The following is a 21,299-nucleotide window of genomic DNA, read 5'->3' as shown; positions in this document are numbered from 1 at the left end:
CCAAGACCGGCTGTGATAGCCAATGGTTATGGACGTGCACGGGAGGGACCTTCGGTATTTCGCCGCCGTGGCGGAGGAGCTGCACTTCACCCGTGCCGCCGAGCGGCTGTTCGTCTCCCAGCCCGCGTTGAGCAAGCAGATCCGGATGCTGGAACGGCAGCTCGGCGCGCCGCTGTTCGAGCGCGACCGGCACGGTGTCCGGCTCACTCCGGTGGGTGCCGCGCTGCTGCCGCACGCCCACCGGCTCCTCGCCGCCTGGGACGCCGCGCGGGAGGCGGTCGAGGCCGCCAAGGCCGGGCAGCGGACGACGATCGTCGTGGGGATGAGCACCAGCCCGGGCCGCGGCGGTCTGCTGCCGGCGATCAGATCCCGGTTCACCGACGCGCACCCCGAGGCCACCGTGAAGCTGCGCCAGGTCAGTTGGGAGGACTCGACCGCAGGTCTCGCGGACGCCTCCAGCGACCTCGCCTTCGTCTGGCTGCCCCTGCCCGACCCCGAGCGCTACGCCTGCGTGGTGGTGGCCGAGGAACCACGCCTGGTCGCCATGTCCCAGGAGCATCCACTGGCCGCTCGCGAAGTCGTCGACTTCGCCGACCTGTTGGACGAGCCCTTCCTCGCGCTGCCGGAGAGCGCCGGGGTGCTTCGGGACCACTGGCTCGCGCTGGACGCCCGCGGTGGCCGGCCGCCGCGCATCGGGGCCGAGATCGCCAGTACGGACGAGACGTACGAAGCGCTCGTGGACGGACGCGGCGTCTGCCTCCTGGCGGGCGGGAACGCCCCGTTGATCGCTCTGGGTGGCGTCGTCACCCGCCCGGTGCACGGTCTCTCCCCCAGCCGGCTCGCGCTCGCCCGGCGCGCCGACGACCACCGTCCTCTGGTACTGGCCTACGCGCGCGCCTGTCGGCAGGCGACCGGGCGATCCTGAACGCGCCGTCCGTGGGCCGCGACCGACTGCTTCAGCCGCCGGCGGCGATCAACCGCTCGCCCCGGGCGCCCAGCCGGTCAGCGTGGTCTTGCCGATGGCGGTGCCGGACTCCAGGACGCGGTGGGCTTCGCGGAGGTTGGCGGCGTTGATCGGGCCGAGGTCCCGGGTGGCGGTGGTGGTGATCAGACCGGCGTCGACCAGGCGGGCGACCTGGGCGAGGATGCGGTGCTGGGTGGCCTGGTCGGGGGTCTGGAACATCGAGCGGGTGTACATGAACTCCCAGTGGAAGGAGATGCTCTTGGCCTTGAGCGCGCCGATGTCGAGGGCGTCGAAGTCGTCGATCGCGACGATCTGCCCGAAGGGGTTGAGCACTTCGGCGTAGGCGGCCAGGTTGCGGTCGGTGCCGGCGGTGCCGAAGACGTGGTCGACGCCACCGGGTGCGACGGCGGCCAGCTGCGGCGTCAGCGGCCGGCGGTGGTCGATCACGTGGTGGGCGCCCATCCGGCGGGCGAACTCCACGGTCTCGGGTCGGGAGGCGGTGCCGATCACGGTCAGGCCGGTGAGGGTGCGGGCGAGCTGGGTGGTGATGGCGCCGACGCCGCCCGCGGCGGCGGTGACGAGCAGGGTGCCGGTCTGCTCCAGGGTGCCGTGGCGCAGGCCCAGACGCTCGAACAGGCCCTCCCAGGCGGTGAGCGCGGTGAGCGGCAGGGCGGCCGCCTCGGCGAAGGAGAGGGTGGCCGGCTTGGGACCCACCAGTCGCTCGTCGACCGTGTGGAAGCGGGAGTTGGCGCCGGGACGGTCGAGAGCGCCGGCGTAGTAGACGTGGTCGCCGGCCTGGAACAGGGTCACCTGGTCGCCGACGGCGACCACGGTGCCGGCGGCGTCCCAGCCGAGCACGCGGGGTGCGCCACCCGGGTCGGCGCCCTGGCGGACCTTGTAGTCCACGGGGTTGACGGCCACGGCTTCCACCCGGACGAGCAGGTCACGGGGGCCGGGTTCGGGGACGGGCAGTTCGAGGTCCTCCAGGCTGGCCGGGTCGTCGATCGGCAGGCTGGTGCGGTAGGCGACGGCCGGCATGGTGGCGGGGTGTCGGGACATGGGGAGTCTCCGTGAGTGTGGGCGGTTCGGATACGGATCGGGTACGGGTCGAGAACGGGTGGGCTATCGGAGCAGCTGGGGGTGGGCGGCGAGGTAGCGGTCGGCGGCCTGCAGGGGGGCGAGGCCGTCGGCGTTGATCCAGGTGTCGAGCTCCTCGACGTCGTCGTTGCCCAGGTGCAGGCCGTCAAGGCGGGCCAGTGCCGAGGGGTGGATGAGATCGAGACTCGCCCGGCGGATGACGGGGCCGGCGGCGTCGACGGTGCCCAGCAGACCCTTCGGCTCGGTCAGCGCGCGCAGACCGTGGCGGCGGTTGAGGTACTGCGGCCGCCACAGCGGGATGACGAACCACTCCCGGTCGGCGATCCCCTGTTCGACGCGGGCGATGAACCCGGCCTCGGTGCCGGGGGTGAAGGTGTAGCCGGCCTGGTCGAGTCCGTAGGCGGTGACCATCCGGGCGGAGAAGCGGCTGATTCCGGCACCGGGGTTGATGCCGTCGATGGCGCGGGTCATGCGGGCGGACACGTCGGGCCGGGCGAGGTCGGCGACCTCGCGCACCGCGTCGGCGGGCACGTACGGCGGCACCGCCCACACGCAGTAGGGGTGGTAGTGCGGGGCGAGCAGGTGTGCCTGGTCCCGGTAGGCCGACAGGTAGGTGTCGTGGCTGGCGGGCAGCCACGCCGAGACCAAGACGTCGACCCGGCCGTCGGCCTGGAGCTGGAAGAGCTGCTCGTGCGGGGCCTCGATGCTCTCGACCCGGTGGCCGTGGGCTTCCAGCACGCGGCGGGTGACGGCGGCGGTGGCGCGGTGGAAGGACAGGGCGATGTTGCCGACGGTGATCGCGGGCCCGGAGGGCGGGGTGGCAGGCCCGGAGGGCGGGATGGCGGGGCCGGAGGGCGGGGTGTTCATGGAGTCTCCTGTGGTGGGTGGAGGGCCTCGCGCAGGGTTGCGACGGTCTGCGCGAGTGCGGCGCGGGCGGCGCCGGTCTCGCGCAGGGCGTCGAGGACGACGAAGGCGTGGATCGTGCCCTGGTAGCGCACGCAGGTGACGGGCACGCCGGCCGTGCGGAGCTTCGCGGCGTACGCCTCGGCCTCGTCGCGGAGCACGTCGGCCTCGGCGGTGATCACCAGCGCCGGTGGCAGGCCGGCCAGTTGGTGGGTTTCGGCGTTCAGCGGGGCCGCGGTCGGCTCGGTCCGCCGGACCGGGTCGGGCACGTACTGCTGCCACAGCCAGCGCAGGTAGTCGGCGCTCTGGAAGTATCCCCGGGCGAACCGGCGGTAGGACGCGGTGTCGCACTCCGCCGACATGGGCGGATGGAGGAGCACCTGGTGGCGGAAGGAGAACTCACCGTGCTCCTTGGCCAGCAGGGTCAGGGCCGCGGCCAGGTTGCCGCCGGCGCTGTCGCCGGCCACGGCCATCCGGTCGGCGTCCAGCCCGTGCGTCCGGCCGTGGTCGGCCACCCAGCGGGCCGCGGCGCGGGCCTGCCGGAGAGCGGTGGGGTAGGGCGCCTCGGGGGCAAGGTCGTAGTCGACGAAGACCACGGCCGCACTCACCCCCGCCGCCAGCTCCCGGACCAGCCGGTCGTGGCTGACCGGGCTGCCGGCGATCCACCCTCCGCCGTGCAGGTAGAGGATCACCGGCTGCGGTACCGGGCCCGGTACGGCCGGCCGCACCAGCCGGACCCGGACCGCTCCGTCGGGACCGGGTACGGACAGGTCCTCGATGTGGGCGTCGGGGCGCTCGACCGGGCCGGACTGGGCCAGGTCCAGCCGGGCCCGGATCTGTGCCAGCGGCAGCCGGCGCGGGTCGGGCCCGGCCGCCGCGTGATCGGCGAGCGCACGGGCGGCCGGGTCCAGGACCGGTGGCGGTACCGGTGCCGGTGGCTCGGACGGATGTGGCATGAAAGGTTCCCCCAAGCTCCGCTCCGGCCGGGCACCACGGAGAGGCGGTGCCCGACCGTCCAGCGGTTCGTCGGTCCAGCGGTTCGTCGGTCCAGCGGTCCAGCGGTCTGTCAGCCCTGTGGCCCGTCAGTCCTGCGGCAGCTGCAGCGGAACCAGCGGGATGACCGACTCGGTCTCGATCAGGCCGGCCGCGACCGCGGGGAAGGTCGCGATGATCTCGCGCGCGGCCTCGACCGTCGCGGCGTCCAGGACCAGCGCCGCACCGACGAGGTCCGCACGGTGGTAGCCGTGCACGATCACACCCTGGTCGACCAGCTCCTTGGCCCGCGCCAGCTCGGCCTCGATGACCTGTGCGAAGTCCTCCTCGGTGGCGTGCGACGCCGCCTTGAAGACCGCGAGAACGCCGGCGCCGGATTCGTTCGACATGGGATGGCTCCTTGATGGGGAATCGGCGAGAACTCGGTACCGCCTCGCCGGGCATGACCCCATCCTGCGCGCCGGGCCTGCCATGCGTCCAAGGACTGTTTCCTATGAATCCCATAAGCTGAACACATGCCGACCTTGCGACAGCTCGAATACCTGGTGACGATCGTCGACGAGGGCTCCTTCACCCGGGCCGCCGAGCGCCTGCACATCACCCAGCCCGGCCTCTCCCACCAGTTCCAGGCTCTCGAACGGGAGATCGGCGGCCCGCTGCTGGAACGCCTGCCCCGCACCGTGCGCCCCACCCCCGCCGGACGGGCCATGCTCCCCCACGCCCGCGCCGCCCTCGCCGAGGCCGACCGCGCCACCACCGCGGCCCGCCGGGCCGCCGGCCTCGCCACCGGCGAACTCCACCTCGCCACCCTCTACTCCATCAGCTACGGCCTGCTACCCGCCGCCCTGGGAGCCTGGCGCCGGCGCCACCCGGGCGTACGGGTCCGCCTGTTCGAGCACCGGCACGCCGAAGCACTGGCCGCGGCCATGACCGCCGGTCAGGCCGACGTCGCCGTCGGACCGCCACCAGCCGGCTGGGAGGGAACGGTGCGCCATCTGGGCACCGAGGACTTCCTCGTCGTCACCCACACCGACGACCCGGCGGCCCGCTCCGACCACGCGCCCGGCGTCCAGCTGGCCGACCTCGCCGAGCGGGAATGGGTGCACTTCACCCCCGACAGCGGCCTGGCCGACGTCCTCGACCAGGCCTGCGCGGCAGCCGGATTCCGCCCCCGCGTGGCCGTCCGCACCGAACAGGCCCCCGCCGCGGCCAACTACGCGGCCACCGGCCTCGGCCCCACCCTGGTACCCGCCAACACCATCCCGCCGCACTTCCACGGCGCCGTGCTGCGCCCCCACCCCCCGGTCAGCCGCCAACTGACCGCCTACACCCGCACCACCCCCGACCCCGTCGCGGCCGCCTTCCTGGACGTCCTGGCGGACCAGGACCTGCTGACCCCCCGCCACATCCGCAGGCGCCTACGCCCGACCACGCCGAGCTGAACGAGGACGGCGGGCCGCTGCAGCCGGGCGGCGGCTCGCGGGCGGGGCGGGCGGGCGCGCGGGGCCCGGCTGGAGAGGAGGAGGAGGTCAGGCGCCGTTGTCGGTCACGACGGTGCCGTTCTGGATCACCTGGTGCACGCGGGTGATCGTGGTGATGTCCTCCAGCGGGTTGCCGGAGAGGACGAGCAGGTCGGCGGTCTTGCCGGGCTCGACGGTGCCCAACCGGTCGGCTATGCCGAGGAGTTCGGCGTTGGTGCGGGTCGCGGCGGTGAGGGCGGCGTGGGCCGGGATGCCCTGGTCGTGGACCATCATGATCAGCTCGCTGTGGAGCTTCCAGCCGTGCAGGCCGAGGGCGTAGGCGTCGGAGCCGACGCCCAGGCGCACGCCGCTCTCGTAGGCGCGGCGTACCGCCCGGTTGCCGTAGCGCAGGGTGCGGGCGTCGGTGTCGGCGGTGGCGTGGAACTGGTGGGCCACCATGGTGGGGACGAGGTAGGTGCCGCGGGCGGCCATGAGGGCGAACAGGTCGTCGAGGGCGGCCTCGTCGTGCGGGTCCTCGGCGCGCAGCAGCAGGTGCTCGATGTCGTCGACGCCGATCTCCACGGCGCGGCGGGAGTCCTCGACCGTCTCGGTGTGGGCGGCGACCTTCAGCCCGTGCGCGTGGGCGGCGTCGACGACGGCCTCGACGAGGTGCCAGGGCATCTTCAGTTCCGGTCGGGGCGGGCCGAAGATCGCGTTGTTGGAGATGATGATCTTGACGAGGTCGACGCCGACGGCGGCGAGGCCCTCGACCGCCGCCGCTGCCTCGGCGGCGGACTTCGGCATCCGGGCGGCCTCGCGCAGGCACGCGTCGTCGCCGCCCCAGACGGTGCCGTTGGGGTGGCCGTGCTCGACCTGGAAGCTCGGCCCACTGACCACCAGGCGCGCACCGGGCAGGGCGCCGGCCTCGATGGCGTCGCGCACGGCGATGCTGTCGTGCAGGAAGTCGCCCAGGCTGCGCTGGGTGGTGACGCCATGGCGCAGGGCGTCGGTGCGGGGCCGGGCGTAGTGGTCGGTGGCCTCCCGGCCGCCGAAGGCCGGAGTGCTGTCGAAGCCGAGGCCGCCCAGGTGGACGTGGGCGTCGATCAGCCCCGGCAGGACGGCCTTGCCCCGCAGGTCGACGACGGCCGCGCCCTCCGGTACGGCGACGGCGGCACCTGCGGCGGTGATCTCGTGCCCGGTGATGAGGACGGTGGCGCCGTGGACGGCCGGGGCGCCGGTGCCGTCGACCAGCAGGGCGTTGGTGAGGGCCAGCGGCCGGGAGTTCTGGTTCATGGATTCGAGTCTTGCCGCCCGACACCTATACGGGAAATCAATGATGGATATCGCTTCATAAACACGACCGATACCTTGGGGGCATGGTCGCCCGCCCTGATCTCAACCTCCTCGTCGCCCTGCACGCCCTGCTCGAAGAGCGGCACGTCAGCCGCGCCGCCGAACGGATCGGCGTCACCCAGCCGGCCGCGAGCGCGATGCTCGGCCGCCTGCGCCGCCACTTCGACGACGAGCTGCTGGAGCGGGTCGGCAACCGCTACCAGCTCACCCCGCTCGGCGCCCAGCTCCAGGAGCAGGCGGGCTCCGTCCTGGAACTCTCCGACCGGCTGTTCGCCACCAAGTCGCAGTTCGAACCCGCCACCTCGGAACGGGAGTTCACCCTGTCCGTCGCCGACTACACGGCCGCCGTCCTCGGGCCGAGACTGCTCGACGCCTTCGAGAGGCAGGCTCCCCGCGCCACCCTGCGTTTCCGACGCCTCGGCATGCCCGAGACCCACCCCGGCGAGGACGCCGAACCGACCGTCGACGGGCTGATCGCACCCCACGGCAGCCTCTTCCACGGGATGCCCAACCTGCCCCTGTTCACCGACGAATGGGTCGCACTCGTCGACCGCGGCAACCCCGCCGCCGACAACCCGCCGAGAACCGAGGACCTCGCCGACCTCACCTGGGTCCTGGGCCAATTCGACCCGCACAAGGTCCCGTTCATGCTCCAGCGCCTCACCGAGACCGGCCGACACCTACGCCCCCACGCAGTCACCGACAGCTTCCTCGCCCTCCCCCTCTACATCACCGGAACCGACCGCATCGCCGTCATCCAACGCCGCCTGACCGAGGCCATGCCCCTGCCCCCGAGCCTGCGCGTGATCCCCTGCCCCTTCGACGCCGGCCCCATCAACGAAGCCCTCTGGTGGCACCCCGTCCACACCCACGACGCCGGCCACCGCTGGCTCCGCACCCTCGTCCAGGACACCGCCCGCCACCTCGACCGGGACGCGGAGCGTCCTGAAGCGTGAGGACGACGACCTCCCGACGGGGGCCGGTGTGCTCGCCCCGCCAGGACGTGACGAGGGATGAGGTCCTGGACCAACGTGTCCTCGGTTCGGTCAGGACAGGCGGGTCAGGACGGTGCGGCAGGTGTGCTGCAGTTCCTCGTCGTTGGTGACGCTCCCGAAGCGCCCGCTGCGGCGGGCCTGTGCCAGTTCCGTCCGGAGGCGGGGCAAGGCGGGTGCGGCGGCCGGGCCCATCCGCTCCAGGCAGGCCAGCACGTTGTTGGAGGTCGCTCCGTTCTTCTCCCAGGCCGCCAGCAGCGTTGCGAGCACGGTGTCGGCCTCGGCCTCGCCGGCGATGTCCCACAGGGCGGTTGCGGCATGGACGCGGGTCCACTCGTAACCGGCGGTCAGCATCGTGCGCAGACGCGGCAGTGCGGCCGCGGCGGGCGGGCCGATCAGGCCGAGGATGTCGGCCGCGTCGTGGTGCGCGTGGGTGTCGAGCAGGTCGCACAGCCGGGGTACGAGGTCGGCCGGGTCGTGTTCGAGCGCCCGGAGCGCTGCCAGGGCAGCCGCGCGCAGGTTCACGTCCGCGGCTTCGGCCAGCGGTCGGATCACCTCCAGGGCGGACACGGCCTCGGTGCCGAACGTCGTGAGGGCCTTCAGCGCGGAGGCCGCGATGGCCGGCCGCTCGTGGCGGACGGCCGTGGTGAGGGCGTCGGTGAGCGCGGGAACGGCGGCCGCGTCCCCCAGCTCGGCCAAGGCGTACATCAGGGCGCCGGCGGCGCCCATGCCGACCCACGGATTCGACATGTCGGCGACCGCCAGGTGCCGGGACAGCCGCGGCACCAGCTCACCGGCTCCCGGGCGCAGCCGGCCGGCGACCTGCACCGCGCGCCAGGCGTCGACGGCGCCGTCCAATGCTGTCAGCAGGCAGGGCAGGGCGCGGGGGTCGCCGAGGGCGGCCAGGGCCATGACGGCCTCCTGGTGCGCACGTCGCGGCAGTGCCTTCGGGGCGGCCCAGGCGTTCGGCCCGTGGGTGGCGCGGTACGCGGCGACGTGGGCGGCGAGCGCCTCGCGGGCGGGCTCGCCGACCGGTCCGAGGACGCTCAGGCTCTCGGCGGCCGCGGCGGCGGTGTACGGGTCCTGGGGCAGCAGGCAGTCGGCCAGGAGCAGGACGAGGCCGGTGTGCTCGCCCCGCCAGGACGTGATGAGGTCCTGGGCCATGCGGATCGCGTCGTAGCGGATGCCCCGGTCCCGGCTGCGCAGTTGTTCGGTGAGCAGGGCCGTGCGCTCGGGCACCCGGGCGCCCAGGACGGTGTGGAAGGTGCGTAGCAGGGACGTGGTGGGGGCGTGCAGTCGGCCGTGCCGGTCGAGGTCCTCGAACGCGGCGGTGACCTGTGGCGGAACGCCGTTCCGGGTGGCCCCCTCCGCGTCGTCCTCGCCTTCGGTCTCGGTCTCGCCATCGCCCTCGGTCTCCTGCCCGTTCCCGCCACCGCATGCGCAGGCTCCGGAACCGGTCCCCGCCCGGCCTTCGGTCGGCCCGCTGCCGTGCTCCGGTGCGGGAGCGAGCCGGCGCAGCAGGGCGATCGCGGCCGGCACGGCGTCGTCGTGCTCCGTCCCGCAGCGGGCGTGGTGGACGAGCGCGGCGAGCCGGATGTCGGGCTCCGTCCTGGGGTCGTCGGCCAGGTCGGCGAGCCAGGCCGTCGCGGCGGTGTGCGCCGCGGGGAGCCGCAGGGCCAGGGTGGCCACCGTGCTGACGACGAGCAGCCGTTCCACGCTCCCGCCCTCTTCGGGAAGCCGCTCGCGCAGCGCCCCGAATGCCCGGTCGGCGTCGTCGATGAACAGGCCCAGGCCCTCGATGCCCGCCCGGCGCACCACCGGGTCCGGGTCCTGTGCGTAGGCGAGGAAGGTGTGGGAGCGCTCGCGCATCATGGCCACGCTGTCGGCGGCCGCCGTCGACTCACCGCCCTCCGGTGCGAGGTAGACGTGCTCGCCGCAGTCGACGGCCTCACGCCCGATGCTGAGCAGCAGTCGGACGACCGCGCCGCGGTCGGGGGTCGCCTCGTCGTCGGCCAGGGCGAACAGGAAGGGCAGGCTCGCCGCGGTGCACGGGTACACGTCCCCCTGGTGGTGGGCCGCGCCGTAGTAGTCGTCGAACGCCTTCTTCCGGGCCCCTGCGTCGGGTGATGCCATCGCCCGCAGCCACACCGGAACCTCGTCGGCCGGCCCGTACGCATGACGCATCGACGACCAGTCGACACTTTCAAGATCGTTGATCACCCGAGCCACAGTGCCAGCCACCACCGACAACAATGGCCCACGCCCACCGAGGAACCCGTCCCGCCGGGTGCGCGGCCTGGGGCGGGCACGTGCGTGACCAGGGGTGTGTCCGGTGCTGCGCGTGCTCCCTGGAGGCTCCCGTGCGCCCTCTACCGGCCGGTGCCGGGGCCGGAAGAATGGGTGGTCCGTGCTTGCATACGACCGAAGGGGCCGCTCATGGGTGACCACTCGAAGCCAGCGCCGGATCCGGGTCAGGGGAATCCGCCCCCGGACAACGCCGACGGCAAGGTGGAGACTCCGCCGCCGCCCAGCGGCACGCGCAGGAAGTAGTGATGGGCGGCGGGATCGACGGTGCTCTGGCTGTCCAACGCGCGGCCCTGGACGCGGAGATGGAGCGGCGCGGGCAGTGGCCGGCCGATGCGCCGTGGGTGCGCGAGGCCGTCGCCGCGTTGCCCCGTGACCGGTTCGCGCCGGACCGGCTGTGGCGCTGGGACGGCTGGGCGTACGTGCCCGTGGACCGCGCACTCGACCGGGACGGCTGGGCCGGCGAGGTGTACGGCGACGTGACCTCGCCCGCGATCACCCAGGTCACCGGCGGCCTTCCGTCGTCGTCGCTGTCCGCGCCCGGGGTTGTGGCGGACATGCTGGACAGTCTGCGGCTGGAGCCCGGGCACCGGGTGTGGGACATCGGCACCGGGCAGGGCTGGACGGCGGCGCTGGCCGCCTGGCGCACCGGTGCGGGCCGGGTGGTCTCCACGGAGGTGGACGGGGGCCTGGCCGATCTCGCGCGCGGCCGCCTGGCCTCGGCCGGGCTGGACGTCGAGGTGGTGACCGGCGACGGCACCCGCGACGGGCTGCCCGCCGACGGGCCCGTCGACCGCCTGCATGCCACCTACGCGGTGGAGTCGGTGCCGTGGTCCTGGGTGCGGGCGGTCCGCCCGGGCGGGAGGATCGTCTACCCGTGGGGCAGGCTCGGGTACGCCGCCCTGACCGTCGCCGAGGACGGTGCCGGCGCGCACGGGTGGGTGCACGGCCTCGCGCGATTCATGGGCGATCGCTGCGGCCCCGCGCAACCGAGCACAGGGCCCGCCGCCTTCGCGCTGGTGCGCGCGGACAACGACGCCGAGGTCCGGCGGGTGCTGGACCGGGACCCGGCGGGTGTGGACGACTGGGGTGTACGGTTCGCGCTGCGGGTGGCCGTGCCCGACGCCGTGCTGGTCACCGAGGACGGCCCGGACGGCCCCGTCGTCCTGGTCCACGACGGCGCGCAGTCCTGGGCCGAGGCCCGTCCGGGGCCGGGCGGGGTCAGCCGGCCGGTGCTGCTGCAGGGCGGGCCGCGGCGGATCGGCGACGAGGTGCTGGCCGCCTGGGCGCAGTGGGAGGGACTCGGCCGGCCCACCGTCCACGACTACGGCATCACGGTCACCCCCGAAGCCCAGTGGGCGTGGCACGCCGGCCCGGACGGGCCACGCTGGCCGATCGCGCAACCGACATCGGCCCGGGCGGTGACGACCTGACCTGGTCGTCGTCGCTCGCAACCGCCCAGCGGGGAAGGACCGACCGAACCGCTCGCATCGTCGCAGCCAGGAGAGTCCCATCGGTCGGCCGCTCAGGCGACCTCGCATCCGTAGCGCGTCCGGCCGGGACGCCCTGCGGTCAGGTCCTCCCCGGTGATCCAGACCGAGACGTTGACGAGTTCGCCCCAGCTCGCGTCCACCGCCGAGGCCTCGACCTGCAGCAGCGGCCGGTGCCCGTCGGGCCGTGTGGTGTTGTGGCTGTCGCACCACCCCAGGAGGCGGATGCCGGCGCCGCCCAGGTGCTCGTGGCAGATGTCCGAGACGGCCATGGCGGCCAGGTGGTCGCCCGCGAGGACGTCCACCAGTTCGTCGTCCAGGTACGACGGTGCCGACAGCGCCCAGCGCGCCCGGACCGGCCGCGCGGGCAGCGGCTCGACGCCGTCCGGGTCCAACGGGGCCGGACGCTCCGGGAGTTCGGATGCCGTGTGCAGCACCAGGCAGCTCACGTCGCGGGAGTCGGCGGGGAAGGAGTCGTGGAAGAACAGCAGCACCCCGTCGGCGGGCAGCGGCCAGGGCCGGCCGACGAGCCCCGCGCGGAAGGCCTCCGCCAGGCCGGCGCAGTCGAGTTGGGCGAGCAGCTCCATCGGGTGCCCGTCGCCCTGGGGCCAGTCGACGCCCGGGGGCAGCGCGGCGGCGGCCCCGCCGGTCCGCCCCACCGGCGTCCACCCGGGCTCGCCGTCGGCGACGTCCGGGCGCAGCTCCAGGGAGGGGCGCAGCAGTTCGGCGATCCGGGCGGTGTGCTCGGGTCCCACCCGGTCCCACAGCGCCGCGTACAGCCCGTACGGCATCGGCATGCCGGGGCGAGCGGACGGGTCGGTGTCGTATTCGGGGTCGTACGGCATCCAGGCGAAGGGGGCGGTCATGGCGGGATCCTGCCATCCGGCACTGACACGCCTCTTGACCGACGACGACGCCAGGCGGCCCGCGCCCTGCCCGGCGCCCGGCGGGGCGCGGGCGCGGGCGCGGGTCGACGGGGGTCAGGCCTTGTGGAGCACCTCCGCGTCCCAGCCCTGGCACATGGAGGTCGAGAAGTGCGCCCCGGCGACGTAGCCCGGCGGGACCGGCTGGTTGGTGCAGATTGTGATGCCGTCGTACGGGGTGCTCAGCTGGATGACGCCCCATCCCGCGCAGTTCGTGCCGGCCGCCTCCGCGGTGATCACCCACGGGCTCCACAGCACGGAGTTGCTGCACGCGTACATGCCCTGGTAGGCCGTGTTGAGGGTCACCGACTGCTGGCCGGAGCACGGGTAGGACGTGGTGGTGGTGATCGCGGTGGGGAAGTAGCCCTGGGGCATCGGGGTCTGGATGCAGGCGGTCATCCCGTTGTACGGCCGGTGGATCGAGATGTCGTGCCAGGTGCCGCAGAAGGGGTCGACCGAGGGCGACACCGAGGTGAGGACCCAGCCGGTGGGGACCTTGGAGGCTTGGCACGCCTGCATGTTGTCGTAGGGCTGGTGGATCGTGATCGAGCGCCCGACGCCGCAGGTCGGGTCGGCCGAGGCCGACTCCGAGATGATCAGCCAGCACGACGACCGGCTGTACGGGGCGGCGAGGCGGCGCCCCGGTCAGAACTCGTCGTGGGTGAACGGCAGGAACTCGGTGCGCAGCGCGGCGTCGAGCTGCCGGAGTGCCCCTGGCGTGTGCTCGGTGACGAGTCCGGCGTGGGCGAGGTGCCGCAGCCGGGTGCCGCCGAGGTAGCAGGCGGCCAGGTCGCGGATGTCGAGTGCGAGGTCCGCCGGGTCGGTGGTCGGTTCGCACCGGCTGCCGTTCGGTGGGCCGGCCGGGTCGGCGGTCAGCCGGAACCGGCCGTGGTTGGCGGGGATCATCCCGTCGCGCACCTCCAGGACGAGGTCGACGGGTCGGGCCCAGGCCCGGGCGGTCAGGGCCGCCCGCAGGTCGACCAGGCGCAGCCACAGTGCCGGGAACTGCCGGGTGACCCGGACCTGGTCGGGGTCGGCGGCGATGAGCGGCAGCGGGTCGTCGGCCGGTCGGCCCCAGGCCCGTACCCTGCCGGTGAGGTCGATGGAGGCGAGGTAGCTCCACAGGGCCGCCGTCACGGGGGCGGTGTCGGCCTCCAGTTCGTAGACCTGGACGAGCCCGGGGGTGCCGTCGTCGTCGCCGCCGCGGGTGCGGTACATCGCGTAGCCGGCGCACGGATCCCCTCCCGACCCCGACACCACGATGCGCGGGGGGCTGAGCTCGTCGTCGTCCTCGTCCTCCTCCGCCAGGACCACTTCGCGCCACCAGAGACGGTCGCGGGCCGGGCGCCCGGCCCGCCGGGAGCGGCTCGCCTCGTAGCGGGGGCCGAGCAGTGCGGGTGCCTGCGCGGCGTCCAGCAGGCGCAGCGGCCCGGGGTCGGGCGTGATGCGCAGGGCCAGTGGCCGGGTGGAGTCGATCTCCACGGTGGACAGGTGCGTGGCCGCGCCGAAGCCGTAGCGGCCGTAGATGGCGGCCTCGGAGGCCCACAGTGCGGCGAGCGGGCGACCCTGGGTGGCGCAGTCGCGCCACAGCTGCGCCATCAGCGTGGAGAGGACGCCGCGGCGTCGATGGGTGGGCGCCACGCAGACGAAGGTCAGTCCCGCGCAGGGCAGTTGGCCGCCGGGGACGGAGAGGTGCAGGCGGTGGGCGGCGAGCAGGCCCACCAGCTGGTCCTGCGTGTAGGCGCCGAGCCGGTCGCAGCGTCTCAGTGCCTTTCGGTACCGCTCGCGCTCCTCCTTGTCGTAGGTCTCGTGGAAGACCACGGAGGCGAGGTCGAGGGCGCGGTTGAGGTGCGCGTCGGGGACCTCGCGGATCTGCGGCGCCGGGGGCGTGATCGCGTGTGGCGTGCTCACTCCACCGGATGATAGCGGTCCGTCCGGCTCCGCGGGCACGGCCACTTCCGGCCATGCGGCAAGTCAACTGGACTGGTGGGCCCGCGTGTTCGACTGCCGGGACGGCGGTGCCGGGTTCCGGCCAGCCGGTGCGCCGGGGCCGTCCCACCTGGTGGACGCCGCTGGCGGGTTCCGTCCGGAGGACGGGGTGTCGGTCGTACCACTGGTGGTCGCAGTCCCCGTGCGTGCCTGCTGTCGCGGTCCGGGGCGGCGATCCGGACACTCGTCCTCCTGTCCGGTACTGGGCTGGAAGGCCCTGGGAGTGCGCTGGTTAGGCTCGGGGGGCTCTGGACCCGCCCCATTCCACCCGTGCGGCCCGTCCGCGCGCGGTGTGCCGTGCCCGACGACGGGAGAAGCACAGATGGCAGACGATTCGAGTTCCGGACGCGGACCGCAGCCCGACGGCCTGCAGCAGGGCGCCATCGCCACGGTGGCGGGCACCGGCGTCGCGGGCTACGGCTCCGACGGCGGACCCGCCACCGCCACCCAGCTCTACACCCCCTACGGCGTGGCCGTCGACGGCGTGGGCAACCTCTACATCGCCGACTACAACAACCAGCGGATCCGCAAGGTGACCCCCGGCGGGATCATCACCACGGTCGCCGGCAACGGCGTCGCGGGCTACGGCTCCGACGGTGGACCGGCCACCGCCACCCAGCTCTACGGTCCCAACGGTGTGGCCGTCGACGGGGCGGGCAACGTCTACATCGCCGACTACAACAACCAGCGGATCCGCAAGGTCGACACCAAGGGCATCATCACCACCGTGGCGGGCAACGGCACCGCCGGGTACGTCTCGGACGGCGGACCCGCCACCGCCACTCCGATCTACTACCCGCACAGTGTGCTGGTCGCGGCCGACGGCAGTCTCTACTTCAGCGAGTGGTACGGCCAACGGGTCCGCAAGGTGGATCCCCGAGGGATCATCACCACGATCGCGGGCAACGGCACCGCCGGCTACCGCTCCGACGGCGGGCCCGCCACCGCCACCACTCTTTCCTACCCGTCCGGGATCGCGCTGGACGCGGCCGGGAACCTGTACATCGCCGACTACGGCAACCAGCGGATCCGCAGGGTCGACGCCAAGGGCATCATCACCACGGTCGCGGGCAACGGCATCGCGGGCTACGGCTCCGACGGCGGACCCGCCACCGCCACCCAGCTCTACAACCCCGCGGACGTGGCGCTGGACACGGCCGGGAACCTGTACATCGCCGACTACAACAACCAGCGGATCCGCAAGGTCGACGCCAAGGGCAACATCACGACGGTGGCCGGCAACGGCATCGCGGGCTACGGCTCCGACGGCGGACCCGCCACCGCCACCCAGCTCTACAACCCGTCCGGGGTCGCAGTGGACGCGACGGGCAACCTCTACATCGGCGACGCCTACAACAACCGGGTCCGCGGGGTGAGCGCGGTGGCCGACATGACCCCGCCCGCGCAGCCCGCCGCCGACCTGTACGGCGAGGCCGTCCACCCGCACGCGGTCCAGCGCGGACAGCAGTTCGACCTCGGCGCCCGGATCAAGAACCGCGGGCCCAACCCGGTGGACGGGCAGTACGTCACCGTCGTGCTGACCCTGCACGAGGGACTGGAGGGCGGGCCCGGCAGCACCGGCCGGCGACTGAGCCGCACCTTCGCCGGCCAGCAACTGCTGCCCGACCAGGGGTCGTTGGACGGTGTCTTCCGGGTCACCACGGCCGGTGACACGCCGGCCGGGCTCTACGAGTCCACCCTGGAGATCCAGTACAGCGGCGAGATCGACCAGAAAGACGCCGTGGTCAAGCTCCCGGTGACGGTGGTCGTCCCGGCGCCGGTCGGGGACGAGACGGCGCTCACCGTCATCCAGGACACCGTGCCGCTCGCCGCACCGGGCCAACCGAGCGTCCTCACCGTCAAGTTCACCTCCGCCACCGGCCAGCCGGTGAACCCCGGGGTGATCTCCCAGCGCTTCACCGCCCCCGACGGCTTCCTCTTCAGCGGACAGCCCGGCTACGCCTACTACGACACCATCCACGGCGTGCTCGGCGGCGAGCTCGACCACACCATCGTGGACGCCGGCCGCACCCTGCTGATCAGCTCCGACCCGCACCTCAACACCACCAGCAGCGACACCGGCTCGCTGGTCTACACGATCCCGGTGCGCGCCGGCGCGGACGCCCGGCCGGGCCGGTACTGCGACGGATCGGCGAGCATCGGCCACCACACGCCGGTCCAGCTCTGCGGCCGGGTCGCCGACGGCACGCTGCGGGCCACGATCGACCCGAAACCCCTGTCGGGGCCCGCCGTCGCGGGCCAGGAAGCCTGGATCTACCCGCCGTTCGTCATCCGCAACACCGGGACGCTCACCATCGGCACGATCGAGGTGGTCCTCACCGCGCCCACGGGACTGGTCTTCACCGAGGACCGGGTGGCCTTCACCCGCTGGGCCGACGAGCAGCACGAACGGACCGCCGCCGGCGTACGGTCGGCCGACCGGCGCACCCTGACCTGCCCCGCCGTACGGTTGGACCTGCTGCCCGCCCCCGACGCGTGGGTGTCGCTCTACCCCGCCCTGGCGATCGAGGCGACGGCCCCGGCCGGACCGGCGCCGGTCGGCATCCAGCTGGGCGAGCCGGCCTTCGCCGCCGCGCGGGACGTCATCGCGATCCAGCCCCACGCCTGACCCGGCCCCTTACCCGGGCCCTTACCCGGGCCCTTTTCCAGGCCCGGACCTTACCCGGGTCCGGACCCACGAGCGGGTGCCGCCCGGCACCCGCTCACCGCGCTCAGCCCCGAGGAGCCCCCCGCATGCGCCGGCCCCGTGCCGTCCCCCGCCCGCGACAACGCACCGGCAACCCGGCCGCCCGGGTGGTGGCGCTGATCCCCGCCCATGACGAGGCCGACCGGATCGCCGCCGCGATCGCCGCGCTGCGGGGCCAACTGCGGCCGCCGGAGCGGATCGTGGTGGTGGCCGACAACTGCACCGACGGGACCGCCGAGGCCGCCCGGGCGGCCGGCGCCACCGTGCTGGAGTCCCGGGACAACCGGCACCGCAAGGCCGGCGCCCTCAACCAGGCGCTCGATCCGCTGCTGGCCGGGCTGGACGCGGAGGACCTGGTCCTGGTCCAGGACGCCGACACCACCCTGTGGCCGGGCTTCCTGGCCAGCGCCGTCGCCGCGATGGACGGCACGATGGACGGCACGATGGACGGCCCGCTGGAAGGCCCGGTGGACGGCCCGATCGGCGCCGTCGGCGGCATCTTCTACGGCGAGCCGGGCGGCGGCCTGCTCGGCGCGCTGCAGCGGATCGAGTTCCACCGCTACGCCCGCGAGATCGCCCGCCGAAACCACCGCGCCGACGTGCTGACCGGCACCGCCACGCTGTTCCGGGCGGCCACCCTGCGGGAAGTCCGCCAGGCCCGGCTGGACGGACTGATCGGCGGCGGCAGCTCCTACTACTCGCTCGCCTCGCTCACCGAGGACGACGAGATCACCAAGGCGGTGCGCACCCTGGGCTACCGCACGCTCTCCCCGCCCGGCTGCGGCGTGGTGACCGAGGTGATGACCGATCTGCCCGCGCTGTGGCACCAGCGGTTGCGCTGGCAGCGCGGCGCCCTGGAGAACCTGCGCGACTACGGCTGGACACCGGTGACCGCGCCCTACCTGCGCCGGCAGGCGTTCATGGGCCTGTCGGTGCTCTTCCTGGCGCTCTACCTGGTCTTCACCGGCTGGATGCTGGCCCGCGGCAGGCCCCGGTTCTCCCGGTTCTGGCTGGCCGTCGGCCTGCTCTTCGTACTGGAGAAGGTCGTCACCGCGCGCCGCGCCGGCTGGCGGTCCCAACTGCTGGCCGCCACCCTCGGCATCGAGCTGGCCTACGACGCGTTCCAGCACGCCGTCTACCTGCGCGCGCTGTGGGACACCCTGCGCCGCGGCGAGCAGCAGTGGCGCGCCACCTGACGCCGGAAGGGAACGGATCGCGTGTACGGAGGACTACCGCCGGCCGGGGCGCTGGGTGCGGGCGGGGCGTCGGTGCTCTCACTGAAGGGTCTGACGCGCCCCGGTTCGGGTTTCCAGGCGCTGGCCACCGTGGTCGCGGCGAGCACGCTCGTGATGGCCGCGGCCTCGCTCGGCAGACTGCTGCCGCCCCGGCGACAACTGGTACGGGCACTGCGGCCCTCACGCGAGCGGCTGCGGGACGCGCGGCTGCTCGGCGCGGGCGTCGAAGCGGGCCCGGGCGTGGCGGACGGCGCGCACGTGCTCGACCGGCCGCTCGGCGATCACGGTGGTCGACCGGCCAGCCGCGCAGTCCTCGTCGGTCAGCGAGCAGGCACGTTGGCGGGGTGAGTGCTTCCCCGACCTGCGAACGGTAGGGATCATGGTTGACATGAATAGCCGGCCCGGGCAGGACATGACCGACACCAGCAGCTCTCCTCAGCCGAAGTGGACCGAGGAGATAGGCCTGCAGACCGTCGACACGGCAGGCCTGGTTCGTCACGTCAGCATCTACCTCGGTGATCCTTCCACAGCTCTCATCGCACTTCTCGATGCCGGCTCACGTACGGAGTTCAGCGGGGCCGACTATCTCGACTGCCTCACTCAGGTCCGGCGACAGCTGGAACGTGACGGCCGCCTGCTGTGCTGCCAGGGGGCTCGGCCCAATGTCCACCCTTCCGGCCAGCTACGACAGTTCACCAACGGACGACAGGCGTACGTTCGCTCCTCGGAACCTTCGAGTGAGGCGGCCCCTGAGACGGTCGACATCTTCGCCCCGGCACCCCCCGAGGACATCATGAATCTCGACGACCAGCGAGCAGCGATCATCGGCTCCTGGAACGCCAGGTACCCGGGGAATCCACTCTGACCACCTCGCGACTTCGGTCACGCGGTGGGTGTGCTCGGCACGGCGGGTGCCGTGGTTCAGGGGGTGCGGTCGTAGTTCGGCAGGGTGAGGCCGTTGTGGGCGGCACTGGCCTCGGTGTTCGTCGGGTAGGTGGGGGCGCGCAGGGCCGTGTTGCGGGCGTCGAGTTTGGCCTGGGTGCTGGGGATGAGGCCCGTGCCGCCGGTGGTGGCCAGGGCCTGGTTGCGTTCGGCGAAGGGGCGGGCGGTGCGTTCGTAGGCGGTGAAGGCGGCCGTGTGGTCGGTGTGGCGGGCGAGTTCGCCGGCCAGGATGTAGGCACCGACGAGGGCGACGCTGGAGCCCTGGCCGGACAGGAACGAGGTCGCGTGGGCGGCGTCGCCGGCGAGGGCGACGCGTCCACGGGACCAGGTGGGCATGTGGATCTGGCTGACGACGTCGAAGAACAGGTCGTCGGCGCCGCACATCGCGTCCACCAGGCGCGGGATGTGCCAGGTCCGCTCGGGGAAGGCGGCGGCGACGAGGTCGCGTTGCGCCTGCGGGTTGCGGAAGGCGTCGTAGGGGGCGTCCTCGCGCTTGAGGACGAGGAAGCCGTGGACGCGCTCGCCGGGTTCGTGGGCGTAGAGGACGGCAGCGCGGCCGGGGGTGTTCCAGATGACAGCTTCGTGGGAGAGGCCGAGGTCGTCGGCGACGGTGAAGCCGGCGAAGACGTGGCCGAGGTAGCGGTGGTAGGCGTCCTCGGGGCCGAAGGCGAGCCTGCGGGTATTGGAGTGCAGGCCATCCGCGCCGATGACCAGGTCGAAGGTGCGGTGGGCGCCGCTGTCGAAGGTGACGTCGACGTGTCCGCCCCGGTCGTCCAGGGCGGCGATGGAGTCCTCGAAGAGAAACTCGACCCGGTCGCGGATCGGGGCGTGGAGGGCGTCGGCGAGGTCGCCGCGGCGTACTTCGAGGTCCAGGCCGGCGGAGCCGCCGGCGAGGGCTTCGGGGGTGACGGAGCCGATGAGCGCGCCGTCGGCGTCGAGGAAGGAGAGCGTGCGCGTGTTGACGTGGGCCCTGCGCAGTTGCGGGAGCAGGCCCATGCGGTCGACGACCTCGCGGGCGGTGCCGCGGATGTCGATGGCGTACCCGCCGCCGCGGATCTGCGGGGCCCGCTCGACGACGGTGACGTCGAAGCCGTAGTGGTCGAGCCAGTAGGCGAGGGCCGGGCCGGCGATGCTCGCACCGGAGATGAGGATGCTGCGGTTCGCGGAGCGGTTCATGGACTGGTTCACGGAGTGGTTCATGAGGTGCTCTCCTCCCTTTCGGGCGTCCTTCTGGCGCCCCCGAAGATGCGTACCTTAGGTATCTTTATGGACGGCGTGCCGCACCCCACTGGAGAGCGGGTGCGGCTCCAGAATATAGATACCTAAAGTAGGTATGCAAGTGGAGGAGGTGGTCCGATGACCGTGGACCCGCCGCAGAACCCCGGTACGGACGAACAGGCCGCGGCCGTCTGGGCGGCCCTGCCCCGGCTGGCACAGCTGAGCAACGCCATGACCCGCGGCCGCCTGGCCGAGCGGGCCGCCGAGGCGGCCGGACTCGCCCTGGACCGCCCCGCACTCGGCGTGCTCCTGAGCGTGGACGCGGCCGACCGGCCGCTGCGGATCGGGGAGATCGCCGAGCGGATGCAGGTCGTCGGCCCGCACGTCACCCGGCAGGTCCAGGCGCTGGAGCGGCGCGGCCTCGTCCGCCGCGTCGGCGACCCGCTGGACCGCCGTGCCAGCCTCATCGAACCGACCGCGGAAGGCCGGCGGGCGGCGAACGCCTACAAGGCCTCCATGATCGGCTGGTTCACCGACGCCATAGCGCACTGGCCCGACCACGACCGCGCCGAACTGGGCCGCCTCCTCGCGCAGCTGGCCGACGACGTCATCGCCCGCCTCACACACCTGGACGACACACCACCACCCGCCCCCTGACGGCCCGCCGACCGACGGTTGCGCGCCGTTGCCGTCGGCGACGCCACCGGTCCGGTGGAGCACCCCGGCCA

Annotated in this window: 19 protein-coding genes; 8 read left to right on the top strand and 11 right to left on the bottom strand. The window is 73.3% G+C overall.

All coding sequences use genetic code 11. The features are described 5' to 3' along the window. Positions 1 to 22 precede the first annotated feature (22 nt). On the top strand, positions 23 to 925 hold the full coding sequence (locus tag ACIP4P_RS09590) for a LysR family transcriptional regulator (protein WP_400916369.1): 903 nt from the start codon (positions 23 to 25) through the stop codon (positions 923 to 925). Between the two features lie 48 nt (positions 926 to 973). Here the strand turns inward: ACIP4P_RS09590 and ACIP4P_RS09585 are convergent, their stop codons facing one another. The 4 genes from ACIP4P_RS09585 to ACIP4P_RS09570 form a co-directional block, all read right to left on the bottom strand. Continuing rightward, positions 974 to 2,023, bottom strand: a complete 1,050-nt coding sequence (locus tag ACIP4P_RS09585) for a zinc-binding alcohol dehydrogenase family protein (protein ID WP_400916368.1) — start codon at positions 2,021 to 2,023, stop codon at positions 974 to 976. Positions 2,024 to 2,086: 63 nt separating this feature from the next. Continuing rightward, a complete protein-coding gene (locus ACIP4P_RS09580) occupies positions 2,087 to 2,929 on the bottom strand; it encodes a glycine betaine ABC transporter substrate-binding protein (RefSeq protein WP_400916366.1) in 843 nt (280 codons plus the stop codon). Beyond that, complete coding sequence (locus tag ACIP4P_RS09575; RefSeq protein WP_400916365.1) at positions 2,926 to 3,921, bottom strand: alpha/beta hydrolase; 996 nt, start codon at positions 3,919 to 3,921, stop codon at positions 2,926 to 2,928. Before ACIP4P_RS09575 ends, ACIP4P_RS09580 begins: the two co-directional genes overlap by 4 nt. A 126-nt stretch (positions 3,922 to 4,047) precedes the next feature. Then, the gene (locus tag ACIP4P_RS09570; protein ID WP_400916363.1) at positions 4,048 to 4,347 is read right to left on the bottom strand and encodes a YciI family protein; all 300 of its coding nucleotides are present in this window, start codon (positions 4,345 to 4,347) and stop codon (positions 4,048 to 4,050) included. Between the two features lie 126 nt (positions 4,348 to 4,473). Between ACIP4P_RS09570 and ACIP4P_RS09565 the strand changes: the two genes are divergently transcribed. Further along, positions 4,474 to 5,400 carry a LysR family transcriptional regulator gene (locus ACIP4P_RS09565; protein ID WP_400916361.1) on the top strand — a complete coding sequence of 309 codons (927 nt, stop codon included), beginning with the start codon at positions 4,474 to 4,476 and terminating at the stop codon, positions 5,398 to 5,400. An 87-nt stretch (positions 5,401 to 5,487) separates the two neighbouring features. Here the strand turns inward: ACIP4P_RS09565 and ACIP4P_RS09560 are convergent, their stop codons facing one another. Then, positions 5,488 to 6,711 (bottom strand): amidohydrolase family protein, encoded by a 1,224-nt coding sequence (locus ACIP4P_RS09560; protein WP_400916359.1) that lies wholly within the window; start codon positions 6,709 to 6,711, stop codon positions 5,488 to 5,490. Positions 6,712 to 6,794: 83 nt separating this feature from the next. Here ACIP4P_RS09560 and ACIP4P_RS09555 point away from each other — a divergent pair, with 83 nt between their 5' ends. Further along, positions 6,795 to 7,727 (top strand): LysR family transcriptional regulator, encoded by a 933-nt coding sequence (locus ACIP4P_RS09555; protein WP_400916357.1) that lies wholly within the window; start codon positions 6,795 to 6,797, stop codon positions 7,725 to 7,727. Positions 7,728 to 7,817: 90 nt separating this feature from the next. Here the strand turns inward: ACIP4P_RS09555 and ACIP4P_RS09550 are convergent, their stop codons facing one another. Beyond that, on the bottom strand, positions 7,818 to 9,896 hold the full coding sequence (locus ACIP4P_RS09550) for a HEAT repeat domain-containing protein (RefSeq protein WP_400916355.1): 2,079 nt from the start codon (positions 9,894 to 9,896) through the stop codon (positions 7,818 to 7,820). Between the two features lie 419 nt (positions 9,897 to 10,315). Between ACIP4P_RS09550 and ACIP4P_RS09545 the strand changes: the two genes are divergently transcribed. Continuing rightward, complete coding sequence (locus tag ACIP4P_RS09545) at positions 10,316 to 11,500, top strand: methyltransferase domain-containing protein (protein WP_400916353.1); 1,185 nt, start codon at positions 10,316 to 10,318, stop codon at positions 11,498 to 11,500. Between the two features lie 92 nt (positions 11,501 to 11,592). On the opposite strand, the gene ACIP4P_RS09540 is transcribed toward ACIP4P_RS09545, so the two are convergent. The 3 genes from ACIP4P_RS09540 to ACIP4P_RS09530 all read right to left on the bottom strand — a co-directional run bounded on the left by ACIP4P_RS09540 (position 11,593) and on the right by ACIP4P_RS09530 (position 14,391). Next, positions 11,593 to 12,423 carry a DUF1963 domain-containing protein gene (locus ACIP4P_RS09540; RefSeq protein ID WP_400916352.1) on the bottom strand — a complete coding sequence of 277 codons (831 nt, stop codon included), beginning with the start codon at positions 12,421 to 12,423 and terminating at the stop codon, positions 11,593 to 11,595. A 114-nt stretch (positions 12,424 to 12,537) separates the two neighbouring features. Then, entirely contained in the window at positions 12,538 to 12,999 is a 462-nt protein-coding gene (locus ACIP4P_RS09535) for a hypothetical protein (protein ID WP_400916350.1), read from the bottom strand. Between the two features lie 126 nt (positions 13,000 to 13,125). After that, positions 13,126 to 14,391, bottom strand: coding sequence for a GNAT family N-acetyltransferase (locus tag ACIP4P_RS09530; RefSeq protein ID WP_400916349.1), 1,266 nt, complete (start codon positions 14,389 to 14,391; stop codon positions 13,126 to 13,128). A 400-nt stretch (positions 14,392 to 14,791) separates the two neighbouring features. On the opposite strand from ACIP4P_RS09530, the gene ACIP4P_RS09525 reads away from it, so the two are divergent. Together ACIP4P_RS09525 and ACIP4P_RS09520 are read left to right on the top strand one after the other, a co-directional pair. Next, a complete protein-coding gene (locus ACIP4P_RS09525) occupies positions 14,792 to 17,098 on the top strand; it encodes an NHL repeat-containing protein (protein ID WP_400916347.1) in 2,307 nt (768 codons plus the stop codon). 125 nt (positions 17,099 to 17,223) lie between these two features. Further along, positions 17,224 to 18,372, top strand: a complete 1,149-nt coding sequence (locus ACIP4P_RS09520) for a glycosyltransferase (RefSeq protein WP_400916345.1) — start codon at positions 17,224 to 17,226, stop codon at positions 18,370 to 18,372. A gap of 219 nt (positions 18,373 to 18,591) precedes the next feature. On the opposite strand, the gene ACIP4P_RS09515 is transcribed toward ACIP4P_RS09520, so the two are convergent. Then, positions 18,592 to 18,792 (bottom strand): hypothetical protein, encoded by a 201-nt coding sequence (locus ACIP4P_RS09515; RefSeq protein WP_400916344.1) that lies wholly within the window; start codon positions 18,790 to 18,792, stop codon positions 18,592 to 18,594. Between ACIP4P_RS09515 and ACIP4P_RS09510 the strand changes: the two genes are divergently transcribed. Continuing rightward, positions 18,791 to 19,276: a hypothetical protein gene (locus tag ACIP4P_RS09510; RefSeq protein WP_400916342.1), complete on the top strand. Its 486-nt coding sequence runs from the start codon at positions 18,791 to 18,793 to the stop codon at positions 19,274 to 19,276. The genes ACIP4P_RS09515 and ACIP4P_RS09510 overlap by 2 nt on opposite strands. Positions 19,277 to 19,332: 56 nt before the next feature. On the opposite strand, the gene ACIP4P_RS09505 is transcribed toward ACIP4P_RS09510, so the two are convergent. Next, positions 19,333 to 20,553, bottom strand: a complete 1,221-nt coding sequence (locus tag ACIP4P_RS09505) for an FAD-dependent monooxygenase (RefSeq protein WP_400916340.1) — start codon at positions 20,551 to 20,553, stop codon at positions 19,333 to 19,335. Between the two features lie 156 nt (positions 20,554 to 20,709). Between ACIP4P_RS09505 and ACIP4P_RS09500 the strand changes: the two genes are divergently transcribed. Beyond that, the gene (locus ACIP4P_RS09500) at positions 20,710 to 21,228 is read left to right on the top strand and encodes a MarR family winged helix-turn-helix transcriptional regulator (RefSeq protein WP_400916338.1); all 519 of its coding nucleotides are present in this window, start codon (positions 20,710 to 20,712) and stop codon (positions 21,226 to 21,228) included. Positions 21,229 to 21,299 lie beyond the last annotated feature (71 nt).

Source organism: Kitasatospora sp. NPDC089509, from assembly GCF_044749365.1.
In the GTDB taxonomy this organism is placed as follows: Bacteria; Actinomycetota; Actinomycetes; order Streptomycetales; family Streptomycetaceae; genus Kitasatospora.
This window is presented reverse-complemented; position numbering and strand designations above follow the sequence as displayed.

Coding starts and splice junctions, on each gene's coding strand:
- ACIP4P_RS09580 (WP_400916366.1), bottom strand. CDS start 2,929: ATGAACACCCCGCCCTCCGGCCCCGCCATCCCGCCCTCCGGGCCTGCC.
- ACIP4P_RS09550 (WP_400916355.1), bottom strand. CDS start 9,896: ATGGCATCACCCGACGCAGGGGCCCGGAAGAAGGCGTTCGACGACTAC.
- ACIP4P_RS09545 (WP_400916353.1), top strand. CDS start 10,316: ATGGGCGGCGGGATCGACGGTGCTCTGGCTGTCCAACGCGCGGCCCTG.
- ACIP4P_RS09515 (WP_400916344.1), bottom strand. CDS start 18,792: ATGATCCCTACCGTTCGCAGGTCGGGGAAGCACTCACCCCGCCAACGT.
- ACIP4P_RS09560 (WP_400916359.1), bottom strand. CDS start 6,711: ATGAACCAGAACTCCCGGCCGCTGGCCCTCACCAACGCCCTGCTGGTC.
- ACIP4P_RS09585 (WP_400916368.1), bottom strand. CDS start 2,023: ATGTCCCGACACCCCGCCACCATGCCGGCCGTCGCCTACCGCACCAGC.
- ACIP4P_RS09575 (WP_400916365.1), bottom strand. CDS start 3,921: ATGCCACATCCGTCCGAGCCACCGGCACCGGTACCGCCACCGGTCCTG.
- ACIP4P_RS09520 (WP_400916345.1), top strand. CDS start 17,224: ATGCGCCGGCCCCGTGCCGTCCCCCGCCCGCGACAACGCACCGGCAAC.
- ACIP4P_RS09510 (WP_400916342.1), top strand. CDS start 18,791: ATGGTTGACATGAATAGCCGGCCCGGGCAGGACATGACCGACACCAGC.
- ACIP4P_RS09500 (WP_400916338.1), top strand. CDS start 20,710: ATGACCGTGGACCCGCCGCAGAACCCCGGTACGGACGAACAGGCCGCG.
- ACIP4P_RS09540 (WP_400916352.1), bottom strand. CDS start 12,423: ATGACCGCCCCCTTCGCCTGGATGCCGTACGACCCCGAATACGACACC.
- ACIP4P_RS09565 (WP_400916361.1), top strand. CDS start 4,474: ATGCCGACCTTGCGACAGCTCGAATACCTGGTGACGATCGTCGACGAG.
- ACIP4P_RS09535 (WP_400916350.1), bottom strand. CDS start 12,999: ATGCAGGCGTGCCAAGCCTCCAAGGTCCCCACCGGCTGGGTCCTCACC.
- ACIP4P_RS09555 (WP_400916357.1), top strand. CDS start 6,795: ATGGTCGCCCGCCCTGATCTCAACCTCCTCGTCGCCCTGCACGCCCTG.
- ACIP4P_RS09590 (WP_400916369.1), top strand. CDS start 23: ATGGTTATGGACGTGCACGGGAGGGACCTTCGGTATTTCGCCGCCGTG.
- ACIP4P_RS09505 (WP_400916340.1), bottom strand. CDS start 20,553: ATGAACCACTCCGTGAACCAGTCCATGAACCGCTCCGCGAACCGCAGC.
- ACIP4P_RS09570 (WP_400916363.1), bottom strand. CDS start 4,347: ATGTCGAACGAATCCGGCGCCGGCGTTCTCGCGGTCTTCAAGGCGGCG.
- ACIP4P_RS09525 (WP_400916347.1), top strand. CDS start 14,792: ATGGCAGACGATTCGAGTTCCGGACGCGGACCGCAGCCCGACGGCCTG.